14 protein-coding genes are annotated in these 14,346 nt (G+C 65.8%); 1 reads left to right on the plus strand and 13 read right to left on the minus strand.

The window, feature by feature from the left end:
• Positions 1-30: 30 nt before the first annotated feature.
• Positions 31-1,305, plus strand: a complete 1,275-nt coding sequence (locus tag ACODR8_RS02990; RefSeq protein WP_489005891.1) for a serine hydrolase — start codon at positions 31-33, stop codon at positions 1,303-1,305.
• Between the two features lie 21 nt (positions 1,306-1,326).
• Here the strand turns inward: ACODR8_RS02990 and ccoS are convergent, their stop codons facing one another.
• The 13 genes from ccoS to ACODR8_RS03055 all read right to left on the minus strand — a co-directional run bounded on the left by ccoS (position 1,327) and on the right by ACODR8_RS03055 (position 14,341).
• A complete protein-coding gene (ccoS, locus tag ACODR8_RS02995; protein ID WP_489005892.1) occupies positions 1,327-1,467 on the minus strand; it encodes a cbb3-type cytochrome oxidase assembly protein CcoS in 141 nt (46 codons plus the stop codon).
• Positions 1,464-3,599, minus strand: a complete 2,136-nt coding sequence (locus ACODR8_RS03000) for a heavy metal translocating P-type ATPase (RefSeq protein ID WP_489006173.1) — start codon at positions 3,597-3,599, stop codon at positions 1,464-1,466. The genes ccoS and ACODR8_RS03000 overlap by 4 nt, the downstream gene beginning before the upstream one ends.
• Positions 3,599-4,051, minus strand: coding sequence for a FixH family protein (locus ACODR8_RS03005; RefSeq protein WP_489005893.1), 453 nt, complete (start codon positions 4,049-4,051; stop codon positions 3,599-3,601). Before ACODR8_RS03005 ends, ACODR8_RS03000 begins: the two co-directional genes overlap by 1 nt.
• Positions 4,051-5,481: a cytochrome c oxidase accessory protein CcoG gene (ccoG, locus tag ACODR8_RS03010; RefSeq protein WP_489005894.1), complete on the minus strand. Its 1,431-nt coding sequence runs from the start codon at positions 5,479-5,481 to the stop codon at positions 4,051-4,053. Before ccoG ends, ACODR8_RS03005 begins: the two co-directional genes overlap by 1 nt.
• Positions 5,482-5,616: 135 nt before the next feature.
• Entirely contained in the window at positions 5,617-6,531 is a 915-nt protein-coding gene (gene ccoP, locus ACODR8_RS03015; protein ID WP_489005895.1) for a cytochrome-c oxidase, cbb3-type subunit III, read from the minus strand.
• Positions 6,524-6,697, minus strand: a complete 174-nt coding sequence (locus ACODR8_RS03020) for a cbb3-type cytochrome c oxidase subunit 3 (RefSeq protein ID WP_489005896.1) — start codon at positions 6,695-6,697, stop codon at positions 6,524-6,526. Before ACODR8_RS03020 ends, ccoP begins: the two co-directional genes overlap by 8 nt.
• Complete coding sequence (ccoO, locus tag ACODR8_RS03025) at positions 6,694-7,440, minus strand: cytochrome-c oxidase, cbb3-type subunit II (protein ID WP_489005897.1); 747 nt, start codon at positions 7,438-7,440, stop codon at positions 6,694-6,696. The genes ACODR8_RS03020 and ccoO overlap by 4 nt, the downstream gene beginning before the upstream one ends.
• 13 nt (positions 7,441-7,453) lie before the next feature.
• Positions 7,454-9,106: a cytochrome-c oxidase, cbb3-type subunit I gene (gene ccoN, locus ACODR8_RS03030; protein WP_489005898.1), complete on the minus strand. Its 1,653-nt coding sequence runs from the start codon at positions 9,104-9,106 to the stop codon at positions 7,454-7,456.
• A 342-nt stretch (positions 9,107-9,448) separates the two neighbouring features.
• The gene (locus tag ACODR8_RS03035; protein ID WP_489005899.1) at positions 9,449-10,201 is read right to left on the minus strand and encodes a Crp/Fnr family transcriptional regulator; all 753 of its coding nucleotides are present in this window, start codon (positions 10,199-10,201) and stop codon (positions 9,449-9,451) included.
• Between the two features lie 58 nt (positions 10,202-10,259).
• Positions 10,260-10,868, minus strand: coding sequence for a response regulator FixJ (fixJ, locus tag ACODR8_RS03040; protein WP_489005900.1), 609 nt, complete (start codon positions 10,866-10,868; stop codon positions 10,260-10,262).
• 4 nt (positions 10,869-10,872) lie between these two features.
• Positions 10,873-12,009: a sensor histidine kinase gene (locus ACODR8_RS03045; protein ID WP_489005901.1), complete on the minus strand. Its 1,137-nt coding sequence runs from the start codon at positions 12,007-12,009 to the stop codon at positions 10,873-10,875.
• Between the two features lie 20 nt (positions 12,010-12,029).
• Positions 12,030-12,845, minus strand: a complete 816-nt coding sequence (locus ACODR8_RS03050; protein WP_489005902.1) for a universal stress protein — start codon at positions 12,843-12,845, stop codon at positions 12,030-12,032.
• Between the two features lie 131 nt (positions 12,846-12,976).
• Positions 12,977-14,341, minus strand: coding sequence for a methyl-accepting chemotaxis protein (locus ACODR8_RS03055; protein ID WP_489006174.1), 1,365 nt, complete (start codon positions 14,339-14,341; stop codon positions 12,977-12,979).
• Positions 14,342-14,346 lie beyond the last annotated feature (5 nt).

The raw sequence follows: 14,346 nt of genomic DNA on the forward strand, positions 1-14,346 counted from the left end.
TGTCGTCTAGCCCGGATACGGATCTAGCGTGTGCGGCTCTGGTCGATCCTCATCACCCTGTTTGTGATTTTCCTGCCGACCGGCAGCCTTGCCCAACCCACTGTCGCCTATCAGCAACGGGCATCGCAACTGCTCGACATGCTCAGCGCCCCTGGTGGCGAGGACGCCTATTTCTCCACCCTGTTCCTGGACGCCGTGCCGGTCGCGCAATGGCGCGCGCTGGCCGCCGATCTGCGCAAGCAGCATGGCAAGCCGGTGGCGCGCGGGGCGGTGCAGGTGGAAAGCCCGACCACGGGCGTGGTGGAAATCCGCTATGAGCGGGCAACGGTCGGCTTCACCCTCGTCGTAGCGCCGCAAGCGCCGCACCGGGTCATCGGCCTGCAACTGGTCGGCACGCGGCAAAGCAGTGACAGCATGGACCGGGTATTGGCCGAGATTGCCGCCCTGCCCGGTCAGGCGGCCCTTTCCATAGCCCGGCTGGACGAGGCTGGACCGGTCTGGCTGCATGGCCACTGGGCCGATGCGCTGATGGCCACCGGGTCATCGTTCAAACTCTATATCGTGGCGGAACTCGCCCGCGCCGTTGCGTCGGGGGAGCGGCGCTGGAGCGATGTGATCCCGCTATCGCACAAAAGCTTTTCGGGACGGCTGCTGACAAGCCCGGAGGATGCGCCGATGACACTGCACAGTCTGGCGCTGGCGATGATCGCGGAGAGCGACAATAGCGCGGCTGATACGCTGTTGCTGGCGCTGGGGCGGGCGCGCGTGGATGCGATGGTCGGGACGAGCGGCCATGCCCGCCCGGACGCGACACTACCGCTGCTGACCACCGCGGAGGCGTTCGCGCTCAAAATGCCCGCCAATGCCGACCTTGCGCGCCGCTATGTCGCCGCGACGCCGGATGCGCGCAGCGCGCTGATCGCCGCCGAGGCCAAACGGCTGACGGCGGGCGCGGTGGACATCGGCACGGTCGCGGAAGTGCCGACCGCGATCGACAGCATCGAATGGTTCGCCACGCCGCGCGATATGGTCCATCTGCTCGACTGGCTGAGGCGCAACGGCGGCGACGCTCTGCCCATCATGGCAGTCAACCCCGGCATCGCGCCCGCCGACGCGAAACGCTGGCGCTATCTGGGCTATAAGGGCGGATCGGAGCCGGGCGTCATCGCCATGAATTTTCTGGTGCAGGCGCGCGATGGCCGCTGGTTCGCGATTGCGGCCAGCTGGAACGACAGCGCCGCCCGCGTCGATGAAGCCCGCTTCGTAGCGCTACTGACCCGCGCGCTGAACCTGATCGCGCAATAAGACAGGGTTCAGCGCAGCGGATCAGTCATCATCATTCAATATGCGCAGGGCGGACCCGTCGGGATCGTCAAATTGCCCGGCCGTCAATGCCCAGAAGAAAGCACCAAGGCCGACAAGTCCCAGCAGCAGGGCAATGGGAATGAGGAAGGCAAGGCCGATCATCGCGCAGCCCGCCGCAACCGCAGGGCATTGGCAATGACGATCAACGACGAACTGGACATGGCGAGAGCCGCGACCAGCGGCGTGACCAGCCCGGCAATCGCCAGCGGCACCGCCAGGACATTATAGCCGACAGCCAGCAGGAAATTCTGACGCACGATCGCCAGCGTCCGCCGGGCCGCACGCACGGCAACCGCGACGGAGGCCAGGCTGTCGCCCAGAAACACGACATCGGCGGCCAATTGACTGACGTCACTGGCGGAGGATGGCGCCAGGCTGACATGCCCCGCGGCGAGCGCCGGACCGTCATTCAGGCCGTCCCCCACCATCAGCACGCGATGCCCCTGCGCCTTGAGCCGCTCGATCATCGCCAGTTTGGCCTGCGGGCTCATATGGCCGGTCGCCAACATGCCCGTCGCGGCGGCGACATCGTGGAGCGCCTGCGGCCGGTCACCGCTTGCGATGATCGGATCAAGGCCAAGAGCGCGCAGGTCGGCTGCCGTCGCGGCGGCATCGGGACGCAGCATGTCGGCAAAGGTCAGGAGACTATGGCGCTCACCGTCCCGATACTCCGTGGACAGGCTGGTCCAGTTGCCCGCATGTTCCGGTCGGGCAAGCGATACGGCCCTCCCCTGCCACAGCCCGCTTACGCCAACGCCGGCCTCCTCGCGCAGGTCGGACAGTGTTGCCGCAACGACGCCCTGTCGTTGCAGCGCCTCGGCCAGCGCCGCGCTGAGCGGATGGCGGCTGGCGCGGGCCAGCGCCAGCACGACGGGCCGGGCATCGGACGGCAGCGCATCCAGGTTCACCGGCATTGGCCGTCCGAGCGTCAACGTACCGGTCTTGTCGAAAATCGCGCGGTCGGCCTCTGCCAGCCGCTCCAGCGCGGAGCCGTCCTTGACCAATATGCCGCGCCGCATCAGCGCGCCGCACGCCACCACCTGCGCGGCAGGCACGGCAAGGCCAAGGGCGCAGGGACAGGTGATGAGCAGCACGGCGGTGGCGATCAGCAGCGCCTGATGCAGGCCAGCGCCCGCGATCATCCACCCCACAAACGACAGGGCGGCCAGCAGATGCACGGCAGGCGCGTATAGCCGCGCCGCCCGGTCGGCAATGCGGACATAGCGGGACTTGCCCTGCCCGGCCGCGTCCATCATCCGCGCTATATCGGCGATCAGCGTATCCGCACCCGCCGCGCGCACGACGACGCTGAGCGGCCCGTCCATATTGAGCGCGCCCGCATGAACGCCGTCACCGACCCCGACGGCCATCGGCTGGCTCTCGCCAGTCAGGAAGGCAAGATCGACGCTGCTTTTGCCTTCGCGAATTTCGCCATCGGCGGCGAAGCGCTCGCCCGCAGCCACCTGCATCATCATGCCCGGCACCAGCGCCCGCGCGGCGACCCAGCGACGCTGGCCCGCTTCGATCACATAAGCGCCCGGCGCGGTCTGGCGCAGCAGCGCGGCAACGCCGTCGCGCGCGCGGCCCCGCATCATGGCGTCCAGGCATCGCCCGGCCAACAGGAAGGTCAGCAGCATCACCGCGCCGTCGAACCAGGCATGGGCGCCGCCAGTGATCGTCTCATACAGGCTCATGCCCGTTGCCAGCAGCACCCCGATGCTGATCGGCACGTCCATATTGGTCCGCCCGGCACGCAGCGCCGCGAAGGCGGAACGGAAGAAGGGCTGCCCGGCATAGGCGACGGTCGGCAGGGCGATCAGGGCGGACAGCCAGTGGAACAGCTCACGGGTCGCGCCCATCGCCCCGGACCAGATCGATACCGACAGCAGCATGATGTTCATCGATGCAAAGCCCGCGACGGCCAGCGCGCGCAACAGTCGCTTGTCCTGCGCGCTCTCCACCTCGATCGTCGGATCGGCCAGCGGCTCGGCGGCAAAGCCGATGCCCGCTATGGCCGCGCGCAGATCCGGCACGGTCAGCGCCGGATCGTGGGTGATGGCGACGCGCCGGGCCGAATAGTTGACACGCGCGGCATGGATGCCCGGCAGCATGGCCAGCCCGCGCTCGACCTTGGCGATGCAGCCGGCGCAATGCATGTCCGGCACCGCGAATATGCTATGGGCCGGCTCCAGCACGACCGGATCGGGCGACAAGGTGACAGGCTCGCTGCGCATCATCCGTTCCTTTCCACAAAGCGCATGGCATGGCCGTCGGCCTGGACGGTCCAATGGATGATCCATCGCCCCGCGGGCAGCGGGGTTGCCGCGCGCCACTGGCCGTCCGCCAGCACATCAAAGCGCAAAGGGATGTCGGCTGCGCGCCCCAGCGGATGCTCGGCCGTCGCGGCAACCGACGTCGGGGTTGCGCTTGGCCCTTCCAAAGTCAGGACCAGATGGCGTCCGGCGTCCAGCCGCGTTTCCTGCCGCCAGCCACGCGCATCCTGCTGCCGCGCCATGGCCAGCCATTCGTTGAAGCGCTGGCTGGCGACATAGCTATTGTCGACCACCGTGCCGCCAAAGCCCCCGATGGCGTAGCTCGCCATCAGGACATTCACCGCGATGACCACGGCAAAGAAGCCGACGAAAATCCCCGCGACATGGCGACCGTTAAGGCGAAAGCCGGACATTATTGCGGCCTTTCAAAATGGGCGGGTTCACGGTCAGCGCCACCTTCGCGATCAGTGGCGCGGACGGTGAAGGCAAAGTCCTGACGCTGCGGGCCATTGGCTGGCGCGGCGAGGAAGAGGCGCAGTTTCGCCACGCTGTCGGGCGGGACGATCGTGTCGATCGCCGTACGTGCATCGGCCCGGCCATCCCGGTCGGTCCACAGGCTGACCCCGGCCAGCCCCTCCACCGTGACCCGCATGGGCCGGGGTCGCGATTCCATGTTGCGCAGCTTGACGGTGAAGGCGTTGCGGACCGTGCCGTCGGACAGGCGCATGGCGACAGGGTTGCGGTCCTGCTGCGCGCTGATGTCCATGCGCGTGCGGGTGCCGAGCGCAAACAGCATCGCCGCGCCGACCGCGCTCCACAGCGTCAGATAGACGAGCGTGCGAACGTGGAGCAGCGACCGGATGACGGGGCGCGGGGCGCGGCCTGCCCTTTCGGCATTGGCGTCATCCTCGGTGCAATAGTCGATCAGGCCGCGTGGCCGCCCGACCTGTCCCATCACCTTGTCGCAGGCGTCGATGCACAGCGCGCAGGTGATGCAGCCGATCTGCGGCCCTTGCCGAATGTCGATGCCGGTGGGGCAGACCGCGACGCACTGGTCGCAATCGATGCAATCGCCAAAGGCGTCGGGTTGCGCCTGCGCCTTCTTGAGGCTGCCGCGCCGTTCGCCGCGCCAATGCTTGTAGGTGACGACCAGCGACTTTTCGTCGAGCATCGCGGTCTGGATGCGCGGCCAGGGGCACATATAGATGCACACCTGTTCGCGCATGAACCCGCCCAGGATGAAGGTCGTCGCAGTCAGGACGGCGACGGTGGCATAGGCGACACTCGCCGCCGTCCCGGTCCAGAACTGATGCTGGAGCGTCGGCGCGTCGGCAAAATAGAATATCCACGCGCCGCCGGTGCCAAAGGCGATGACCAGCCAAACGCTCCATTTGGCGACCCGCCGGGCGATCTTGCCGGCGGTCCAGGGCGCCTTGTCGAGCCGGATCTGGGCATTGCGGTCGCCATCCATCCACCGTTCGACATGCTGGTACAGGTCCGTCCACACCGTCTGCGGACAGGCATAGCCGCACCAGGCCCGCCCGACGGCGGAGGTCACCAGAAACAGGCCGACCCCGGCCATGACCAGCAGCCCAGCAACATAGTAAAATTCATGCGGCCATATCTCGATCGCGAACATGTAGAAGCGACGATGGGCGAGATCGATCAGCACCGCCTGATCGGGCGCGTAGGGACCGCGATCCCAGCGCAGCCAGGGGGTGATCCAGTAGATGGCGAGCGTTACCGCCATCACCGCCCATTTCAGGCGACGGTAGAATCCATCGACCGCCTTGGGATAAACGCCCTTGCGCTTTTCGTAGAGGGACAGGGGGGCGGTGGTCATTTCCCCATTCCTCCCCTGCAAGGGGAGGGGGACCGGCGGAGCCGGTGGAGGGGTGTCACCGTCTCGATAGGTGGACACCCCTCCGTCTGGCCCTTGGCCAGCCACCTCCCCTTGCAGGGGAGGATGTGGTGGGCGTCAGTGCGCACCATTGTCCGCCGCCATCACCGGCGCAGCCTCGCCGCCGCCCAGACTGTGGACATAGGCCGCCAGCATCCGCACCGTCGCTGCATCCAGCCTGTCGCCCCAGCGCGGCATCACGCCCTGACGGCTGTTCCAGACGGTCTGGTGAAGGGAGTCCCCATCGCCACCATAGAGCCAGATGCCATCGGTCAGGTTGGGCGCACCCAACTGGCGATTGCCCTTGCCCGCCGGGCCGTGACAGACCGCGCAATTGTCCGCGAAAAGCTGCGCGCCGCGCTGCGATGCAGCATCCCCCTTTTGCTGGCCGCTGATCGCGCGGACATGGGCGACGACATCATCGACCTGCGCGGCCTGCAACAGCTGGTCGCGGCCAAAGGCTGGCATGATCGACAGGCGGGTTGCGGCATGATCGGGATTGCGGATGCCATCGACGATCGTCTTTTCGATGGTGGCCAGATCGCCCCCCCACAGCCAGTCGTCGTCATTCAGGTTGGGATAGCCTTTCGATCCCGCAGCACCCGACCCGTGGCACTGCACGCAATGCACCTTGAACGCCGCGCGGCCACCATCGACCGCGGCCTGCATCAATGCGGGCCTGGCCGGAAGCTGATCGATCGGGGTCGCCGCGATGGCGCGGTGGATCGGTGCTACCTTCGCCGCCTGCGTCGCCATCTCCTTGGCCAGATCGCCACGGCTCGACCAGCCAAGCGCACCCTTGGTATAGCCCTCGATCAGCGGCCAGGCCGGATAGGCGATGACATAGCCCAGCGAAAACAGGATGCAGGCGTAGAAGGTCCACAGCCACCAGCGCGGCAGTGGCGTATCCAGTTCCTCGATCCCGTCCCATTCATGCCCCATGGTGGGGGTGCCGGTCGGTTGGTCGATCTTGCTCTTGGTCGGGTCAGCCATGGTCGCTTCCCTTCGGTTCGCTGTCGGTAAAGATCATCGTGGTAGCATCCCCGCTGCGGCGGCGCGCGCCGGGCCGAAAATGCCAGCCGATGAGGATCAGATAGGTGAGGCCCATGAAAACCAGGCCCCAGCTGTCGGCGAAATGGCGCATCGCGTCATAGCTCATCGCACCGTCTCCTGCGCGGCGGCGGCCTTGGTATCGACCAGCGTGCCGATCATCTGGAGATAGGCGACCAGCGCATCCATTTCGGTCAGCCTGTTCGGATCGCCGTCGAAATCGCGCACCTGCGCCTTGGGATAGCGCTTCACAAGCGCCGTGCTGTCCGCGGTGGGATCGGCCTGCGCCTTCAAATCCTCATTGGCGGCAGCGATCGCGGCCTTGTCATAGGGGACGCCGACCCGCGACAGGGCGGTCAGGTCGCCGCTCATGTCGCCTGCCTTCAATTCCCGCTCCGCCAGGAAGGGATAGGTCGGCATGATCGATTCCGGCACGACCGCGCGGGGATCGACCAGATGCTGGACATGCCATTCATCCGAATAGCGCCCGCCCACACGGGCCAGATCCGGCCCGGTACGCTTGGACCCCCACTGGAAGGGGTGATCATACATGCTTTCGGCGGCCAGGCTGTAATGGCCATAGCGTTCGACTTCATCGCGGAACGGGCGGATCATCTGGCTATGGCAATTGTAGCAGCCTTCGCGAATATAGATGTTGCGCCCGGCCAGTTCGAGCGGGGTGTAGGGGCGCATCCCCTCCACCTTCTCGATCGTGCTGTCGATCCAGAAGAGCGGCGCGATTTCCACGATGCCGCCAATGGCGACGACGATCAGCGACGCGATCCCCAGCAGGGAGACGTTACGCTCCAGTCGGCCATGATCGAAGAATTTGCGTTTTGTCTTGGTTTCCATGTCGGTTTCTCCGTCACGCGGCGTGCGGCTGGAGGGGACGATCCGCAGCAGGATCGAAGGCGGCGTCGCGCATCGGCTTTTCGTCCCGCTGGCGCCCCGCGATGGTCAGGCCGATATTGACCGCCATGATGATCGCACCGGCCAGATAGAGCAGGCCGCCCGCCGCGCGGATGACGTACATGGGGAACATGGCCTTCACGACTTCGGAGAAGGCGTAGACGAGGTAGCCGTCGCTGCCATATTCGCGCCACATCAGCCCCTGCATGATGCCCGCCGTCCACATCGCGGCGGCGTAAAGAACGATGCCGACGGTTGCGAGCCAGAAATGCCAGTTGATCATGCGCAGCGAATAGAGGCGTTCCCGGCCCCACAGGCGCGGCGTCATATAATAGAGGCAGGCAAAGGTGATCATGCCGTTCCAGCCCAGCGCGCCGCTATGGACATGGCCGATCGTCCAGTCGGTATAATGGGACAGGCTGTTGACCGCCTTGATCGACATCATCGGGCCTTCAAAGGTCGACATGCCGTAGAAGGCCAGCGCCATCACCATCATGCGGATGATCGGATCGGTGCGGATCTTGTCCCATGCGCCGTTCAGCGTCATCAGGCCGTTGATCATCCCGCCCCAGCTGGGCATCCACAGCATGATCGAAAACACCGTACCCAGCGTCTGCGCCCAGTCGGGCAGCGCGGTGTAATGCAGATGGTGCGGACCGGCCCAGATATAGAGGAAGATCAGCGACCAGAAGTGGATGATCGACAGGCGATAACTATAGACCGGGCGCTCGGCTTGCTTGGGGACGAAATAATACATCATCGCCAGGAAGCCGGCGGTCAGGAAGAAGCCGACCGCATTATGGCCATACCACCATTGGGTCAGCGCATCCTGCACCCCCGCAAAGGCGCTATAGCTTTTGGACCCCAGCAGGCTGACCGGCATCGACAGATTGTTGACGATGTGCAGCATGGCCACGGTGATGATGAAGGCCAGGTAAAACCAGTTGGCGACATAGATATGCGGTTCGGACCGCTTCAGGATCGTGCCGCCGAACACCAGCAGGTAACAGACCCACACAACCGTCAGCCACAGATCAACATACCATTCCGGCTCGGCATATTCCTTACCCTCGGTAATCCCCAGCAGATAGCCGGTCGCGGCCAGCACGATGAACATCTGGTATCCCCAGAACACGAACCGGGCCATTGTCGGGAAGGCGAGCCGCGCGCGGCAGGTGCGCTGCACCACGTAGAAGCTGGTCGCGATCAGCGCATTGCCGCCAAAGGCAAAGATCACCGCCGACGTATGCAACGGCCGCAACCGCCCGAAGCTGGTATATTCGATGCCCAGGTTCAGCGCCGGAAAAGCCAGCTGGAGCGCGATGTAGAGACCGGCGAGAAATCCCGCCAGCCCCCAAAAAACGGTCGCGATCACGCCCCAGCGGATCATGTCGTCATCATAGCGCCCCGGATCGGGCATTTTGAGCGCGCCACGCACGATCGCGCCATAATCGGCGCGATTGAGAGTGAGCGCCGCGAGCAGCAATCCCGTCGCTGCGACGATCGTCATATGGACGGCAAAGCCGGTGTCCGCCGCCATGACGGCAGCAGCGGCTGCAAGCAGGGCCAGCGCGAACCATCCGCCCGCCTTGATGACCAATTGTTCCATGTTATCCCCCAGGAGATATGTTCGTCGCCGCGCCTGCACGGGCGGGCATCGACTGTCCTTGTCCTCTGTCAAAAGGGGGGAGCGGGGTCTGTAGGGGAATGTCCCTAGCGTGTGATGGCTTTAGGCACACAAGCTCCGTTCGCCCTGCGTAGGGGCTGAGCTTGTCGAAGTCCCGTATCGAAGGGTTGCGTCCAAACGCAGTCCTTCGATACGCCATTTGACCTACGGTCGTCTGCGACTCCGACTTCGCTCAATGGCTACCCAGAGCCTGCGCCCGCGAAGGCGGGGGACGAACGGAACAGGGTAACGTCATCGCGCTCTAGCTGCGCCGATATGCACCGGTCAGGCCGCTTCGGCGCAGCAGGCCAACTGGTCGCGGTCCAGAATATCGACCGTACGCCGGTTCGGCAGCGCGATGATCCCGGCGCGCTTCATGTCGGTCATCTGGCGGCTGACCGTCTCGATCGTCAGGCCCAGCACATCGGCGACCTGCTGGCGCGACAGGGGCAGGGCGAAGCTGTCGAGCGGCCCTGCGCCCTCCCCCGCCAGCCGGTGCGACATGTCGAGCAGGAAGGTCGCGATCTTTTCCCGCGCATTTTTGCGGCCCAGCAGCAACATCCAGGCCCGCGCCCGATCGAGATCATCCAGCGTGCGTTGCAGCAGGCGATGGCCCAATTCGGGATGAGTGCGGGCAAAGCCGTCGAACGCGCCCCGCGTGAACAGGCAAAGCCGGGCATCGGTCAGTGCGGTGACGCTGTGCGGCGTGCTGCGGCCAAAGGGGCGGCCGATGAAATCGGACGGATAGACTACGCCGACAATCTGTTCGCGCCCGTCGCCGGTGGAGGCCGACAATTTGAGCGTGCCTTCGATGACATTGGCGACGATGGTGGCGTCGTCACCCTCCCACATCACCGTTTGTCCGGCCTGCACCATGACCCGCCGACCAAGGCGATTGAGCGCTGTGCGCTCGTCATCCTCCAGCGTGCCGCAAATGGCGCGCGCGCGCACGTCGCATTGCTGGCAATAGCTGGCATCCTGGCAAGGAACCGGGGCGGCGGCGGGCGCGGTTTGCGCCAGATCAAAATGCATCATCATGATCGCTGCCTGACGCAGCGACAGGCATGGGCCTATCCGTAATGTCCCTGATCGGGCGTCATTTCAGCCCGGCCTGGAACGCGATGCGCAAAGCTTCGGACAGGCTGCGCACGTCCAGTTTCTGCATCAGATTGGCCCGGTGGATTTCCACGGTGCGCGGGGAAATGCCCAGATCATAGGCGATCGACTTGTTGGGCAGCCCCTCGACCAGCCCGTTCAGCACCTCACGCTCACGATCGGTCAGGATGTTGAGGCGCGCCTGCGCCTCGTCGCGCCGGGCGCCCGCATCGCGGTGCGCGGCGACCTGCGCGCAGGCGGCGGCGATGGCGTCCAGCAGCGCCGCCTTCTCGAATGGCTTTTCGATGAAGTCGGTTGCGCCCGCCTTCATCGCGGCCACTGCCATGCCGACATCGCCATGGCCGGTCATGATGATGACGGGCAACAGGATGCCCCGCGCGCGCAGTTCGCGCTGCACCTCCAGCCCGTCCATGTCCGGCATCCGCACGTCCAGCAGGACGCAGCCCTGCTCCAGCCCGGCGGCGTCCTTCAGGAACGGGATACCGCCCGAAAAGCTCTGCACCGCAAAGCCGCTGGTCTTGAGCATGAAGCTGAGCGATCGGCGGATCGCCTCATCATCATCGACGACATAGATGAGGGGTTGAGTCATGGCGTCAATCCGCAGGGTCAAGGGTGAAGTGAAAGGCGACCCCGCCCCAGCGCGACCGGCTCGTCCAGATGCGACCGCCATGCCCTTCGACAATGGTGCGGCTGATCGACAGGCCAACTCCCATGCCGGTGGGCTTGGTGGTGCTGAACGGGGTGAAGAGCGATTTTTCGGCGGCGGGATCAAGGCCGGGGCCGCTGTCGGCGATGATGATTTCCACCCGGCCTTCCTCATCGGGGGCGGCGGAGAGATGGAGGATGCGCATCGGCCGCCCCTCCATGGCCTCAACCGCATTGCGGACCAGGTTGATGATCACCTGCTGCACCTGCACCCGATTGGCCATGATCCGCCCGACGCGCGGATCGACGGCAATGTCCATGTCAATGCCCCGGCTGTCGATGCCGATAAAGGCCAGCGCCACCCCTTCCGACAACAGGGTTGCGACGGTTTCGGGCTGGCGGTCGGCTTCGCCCCGGCGGATGAATTCGCGCAGCGACCGGATAATCTCCCCCGCGCGCAGCGCCTGGGTCGCGGCCTCGTCCATCGCCTCGCCCAGCAAGGCACGGTCGATCGCGCCCTCCTGCGCCAGCAGGTCGCGGCCCGCCTCCATATAGTTGGCGATTGCGGTCAAGGGCTGGTTGAGTTCATGCGCCAGCGCGGCGGCCAGCGTCCCCATGGCGGTCACACGCGACGCATGGCTCAGTTCGGCCTGCAAATCCTGCACCCGCCGCTCGGTCCGCTGCCGCTCGGTCAGGTCGCGGATGAAGCCGGTGAACAACGGTTCCCCCTGATCATGCACCTCGCCCACCGCCAGTTCGATCGGGAAGGTCGACCCGTCCCGCCGCCGGGCCGTGGTCAGGCGACCGATGCCGATGATCTTCTTTTCGCCCGTGTCGCGATAATGGGCCAGATAGCCGTCATGCCGCTCCCGATCGGGCGATGGCATCAGCATCGCCACATTCTCGCCCAGCACATCGGCTTCGCTATAGTGAAACATGCGCTGCGCCGCCGGGCTGAACGATATGATGCGCCCGCGCGCGTCGATGACGATCAAGGCGTCAGGCACCGTCGCCAGGATCGACCCCAGCAGCGCCTGTTCCAGGCTGTGCGCGTCATCGCGCGGATCGACATCGTTGATCGCCATCGCCCATCACTGGCCGGAAATCAGTGCGCCAGCAAGAGCGGAACCCGCGCTTCGCCCAGCAGGTAGCGGGTGACGCCGCCAAAGATGGTCTCGCGCAGGCGGCTATGGCCAAAGGCTCCCATGGCAATCCAGTCCGCGCGCAGTTCGTCCGCGGCGGCGGCCAGCGCCTCCTCAACCGTGCGGCCCTTGCGCGGCCATTCGTGAATTTCCGACGCGATGCCGTGGCGGGAGAGATATTCGCTGGCGTCGATCGGGGGGAAATCGCGCTTGGTCTTTTCCTCGACCGTGACGACATGCACTTCGCTGGCCAGCGCCAGCAGCGGCCGGGCCGCGCACAGGGCAACGGCGGCCTCATGCGATCCGTCCCACGCCACCATCGCCCGCCCCTGACAGGCAAAGCGCTGGCACCCCTGCGGCACGGCCAGGATCGGCGCGCGACTGCTGATCGCAAGGTCCGCAACGATCGGCAGCGGATCGCCAATCGCCCGGCGGCCCTGCGCCGGCAGGGTTACGACGATCGCATCGACCAGCCGCGACGCGGACAGCAGGCATTGCACGACATCGCCGTCACTGTGCCGCCAGTCCCAAGCCACGCCCTCGCGCTGCATCCGCGCTTCGACCTTTTCCTTTTCTTGCGCCTCGGCGACGCGAATATTGTCGATGTCGCTGGGCAGCACATAGCTGCCGCCATACATATCCGCCGAAACATAATCGATTACCGGCGTGACCTGAAGGCAGCGGATATGCGCGCCGGTCGCGCGGGCAATGTCCAGCGCAACCTCCATCCTGCTCGTCTGGGCGCTATCCTCATGGATGTGCAGCAGGATGGTTTTCATGGGGTGAACTCCGGGCATAAGGGCGTCAGGCGATTGCCTTCCTGATTATGCCCGGCCAGCCGCCCCCTCCATCCGCAAATATCCCTATGCGCGCCCGGCAGCAGCGGCACGCGCCTTGCCCTGCCAGTCCGTCAGATCAGATAGCCGACCTCATACAGGCCCCAGCGCCGCCCTCCGAACAGCAGCGGCACGAACACGCTGCGCAGCGCGCGATAGCGGCCCTCGCCCAGATCCTGGCGGTAGGTGAACAGGAAGAAATCCCCCTCCCCGTCCAGCGCGCGGCGGGTCTGGCTGTCCATGAACATCTGCCGATTGCGCGCATGTTCCATGTTCCATCGCGGATCGCCCGGCCGCTGGGGCTGGCTGCGCGTGCTGATATGGGTGGGCAGATAGCCGTTCATGTCGATCAGGCAGCAGCCCACAATCGCACTGTCCTCGCTGGTACGCCGGTCCAGCGTCGGGCGCAGCAGCGCGTCCGCAAAGGCGGTGAAGCGGGTCTGATATTGGGTAGGGTTGGCCCCCTCGATCGCGCGATAGTCCGTGTCGAACAGGTCGGCCAGGCTCAGCTGATTGTCGGCAATCCCCTGCTGGATCACCGCCATCACCTCGTCCGCGCCCTCCTCCGCCAGCGCGATATAGCGGCTGTTGCGGGTACGCTGCGGCCCGTGCGCGGCGGTGTCGAGCATGGCGTTGGCCATCCCCTCCAGCCCTTCCAGCTGCCCGCGCGCCTCCTCCACGCGCGTCGCGCTTTCGCTCGCCGACTGGCTGAACAGCGCCAGCCCCTGCCGCAGCGCCGCGACATCGCCATCCGCTTCGTCGGTGCAGGTCACGATCGCGTCGGACCGTTCGGCAAATTGCGTCACCAGCGACGCGATCTCCGCCATGCTCATCCGCAGCCGGTCGATATGCGTGCCGACATCGCGCCCCCGCACGATATTGGCCTCGACCCCGCCGATCAGCCGCCGCGCATCGCGATCCAGCTGGCCCAGCTTGTCGCCGACCGACGCTGCCGATTCGCCCGCCTGCCCCGCCAGCCGCCGGATTTCGTCCGCCACGACAGCAAAGCCCTGCGTCGCCTCCCCGCCACGCGCCGCCTCGATCGCGGCATTGATACCCAGCAGCCGCGTCTGCCGCGCGATCGCGCCCAACTCGTCGGAAATGTCGCCAACCGCCTCGATCACCGACAGGAACTGGCGCAAATGTCCCTCCAGCCCCGTGACATGCTCGACCAGGCCCGCCACTTCGCCCAGCGACAGGGTAACGACCTCATGCCCGTCGGCGATGATCCGCCCGGCCCGGCGCGCGGTCAGGCTCAATTCCTGCGCAGCAGCCACGCTTTCATTCTGGCTGGTGGCGAGCGTGTTCATATTCGCCTGCAAATCGGACAGGCGCGCCGAATCCTGCTGGATGCGCCGGTTCAGCTCGCTCAGAAAGCCCGCCGTTTCGCTGCATTGCAACGCGATGTCACCTGACCGTTCACCAAGGTCAGCCAGCAAGTCCC

The sequence above is a fragment of the Sphingobium sp. FG58 genome, from assembly GCF_057809055.1.

Coding starts and splice junctions, on each gene's coding strand:
- ccoS (WP_489005892.1), bottom strand. CDS start 1,467: ATGATCGGCCTTGCCTTCCTCATTCCCATTGCCCTGCTGCTGGGACTT.
- ACODR8_RS03000 (WP_489006173.1), bottom strand. CDS start 3,599: ATGCGCAGCGAGCCTGTCACCTTGTCGCCCGATCCGGTCGTGCTGGAG.
- ACODR8_RS03005 (WP_489005893.1), bottom strand. CDS start 4,051: ATGTCCGGCTTTCGCCTTAACGGTCGCCATGTCGCGGGGATTTTCGTC.
- ccoG (WP_489005894.1), bottom strand. CDS start 5,481: ATGACCACCGCCCCCCTGTCCCTCTACGAAAAGCGCAAGGGCGTTTAT.
- ccoP (WP_489005895.1), bottom strand. CDS start 6,531: ATGGCTGACCCGACCAAGAGCAAGATCGACCAACCGACCGGCACCCCC.
- ACODR8_RS03020 (WP_489005896.1), bottom strand. CDS start 6,697: ATGAGCTATGACGCGATGCGCCATTTCGCCGACAGCTGGGGCCTGGTT.
- ccoO (WP_489005897.1), bottom strand. CDS start 7,440: ATGGAAACCAAGACAAAACGCAAATTCTTCGATCATGGCCGACTGGAG.
- ccoN (WP_489005898.1), bottom strand. CDS start 9,106: ATGGAACAATTGGTCATCAAGGCGGGCGGATGGTTCGCGCTGGCCCTG.
- ACODR8_RS03035 (WP_489005899.1), bottom strand. CDS start 10,201: ATGATGATGCATTTTGATCTGGCGCAAACCGCGCCCGCCGCCGCCCCG.
- fixJ (WP_489005900.1), bottom strand. CDS start 10,868: ATGACTCAACCCCTCATCTATGTCGTCGATGATGATGAGGCGATCCGC.
- ACODR8_RS03045 (WP_489005901.1), bottom strand. CDS start 12,009: ATGGCGATCAACGATGTCGATCCGCGCGATGACGCGCACAGCCTGGAA.
- ACODR8_RS03050 (WP_489005902.1), bottom strand. CDS start 12,845: ATGAAAACCATCCTGCTGCACATCCATGAGGATAGCGCCCAGACGAGC.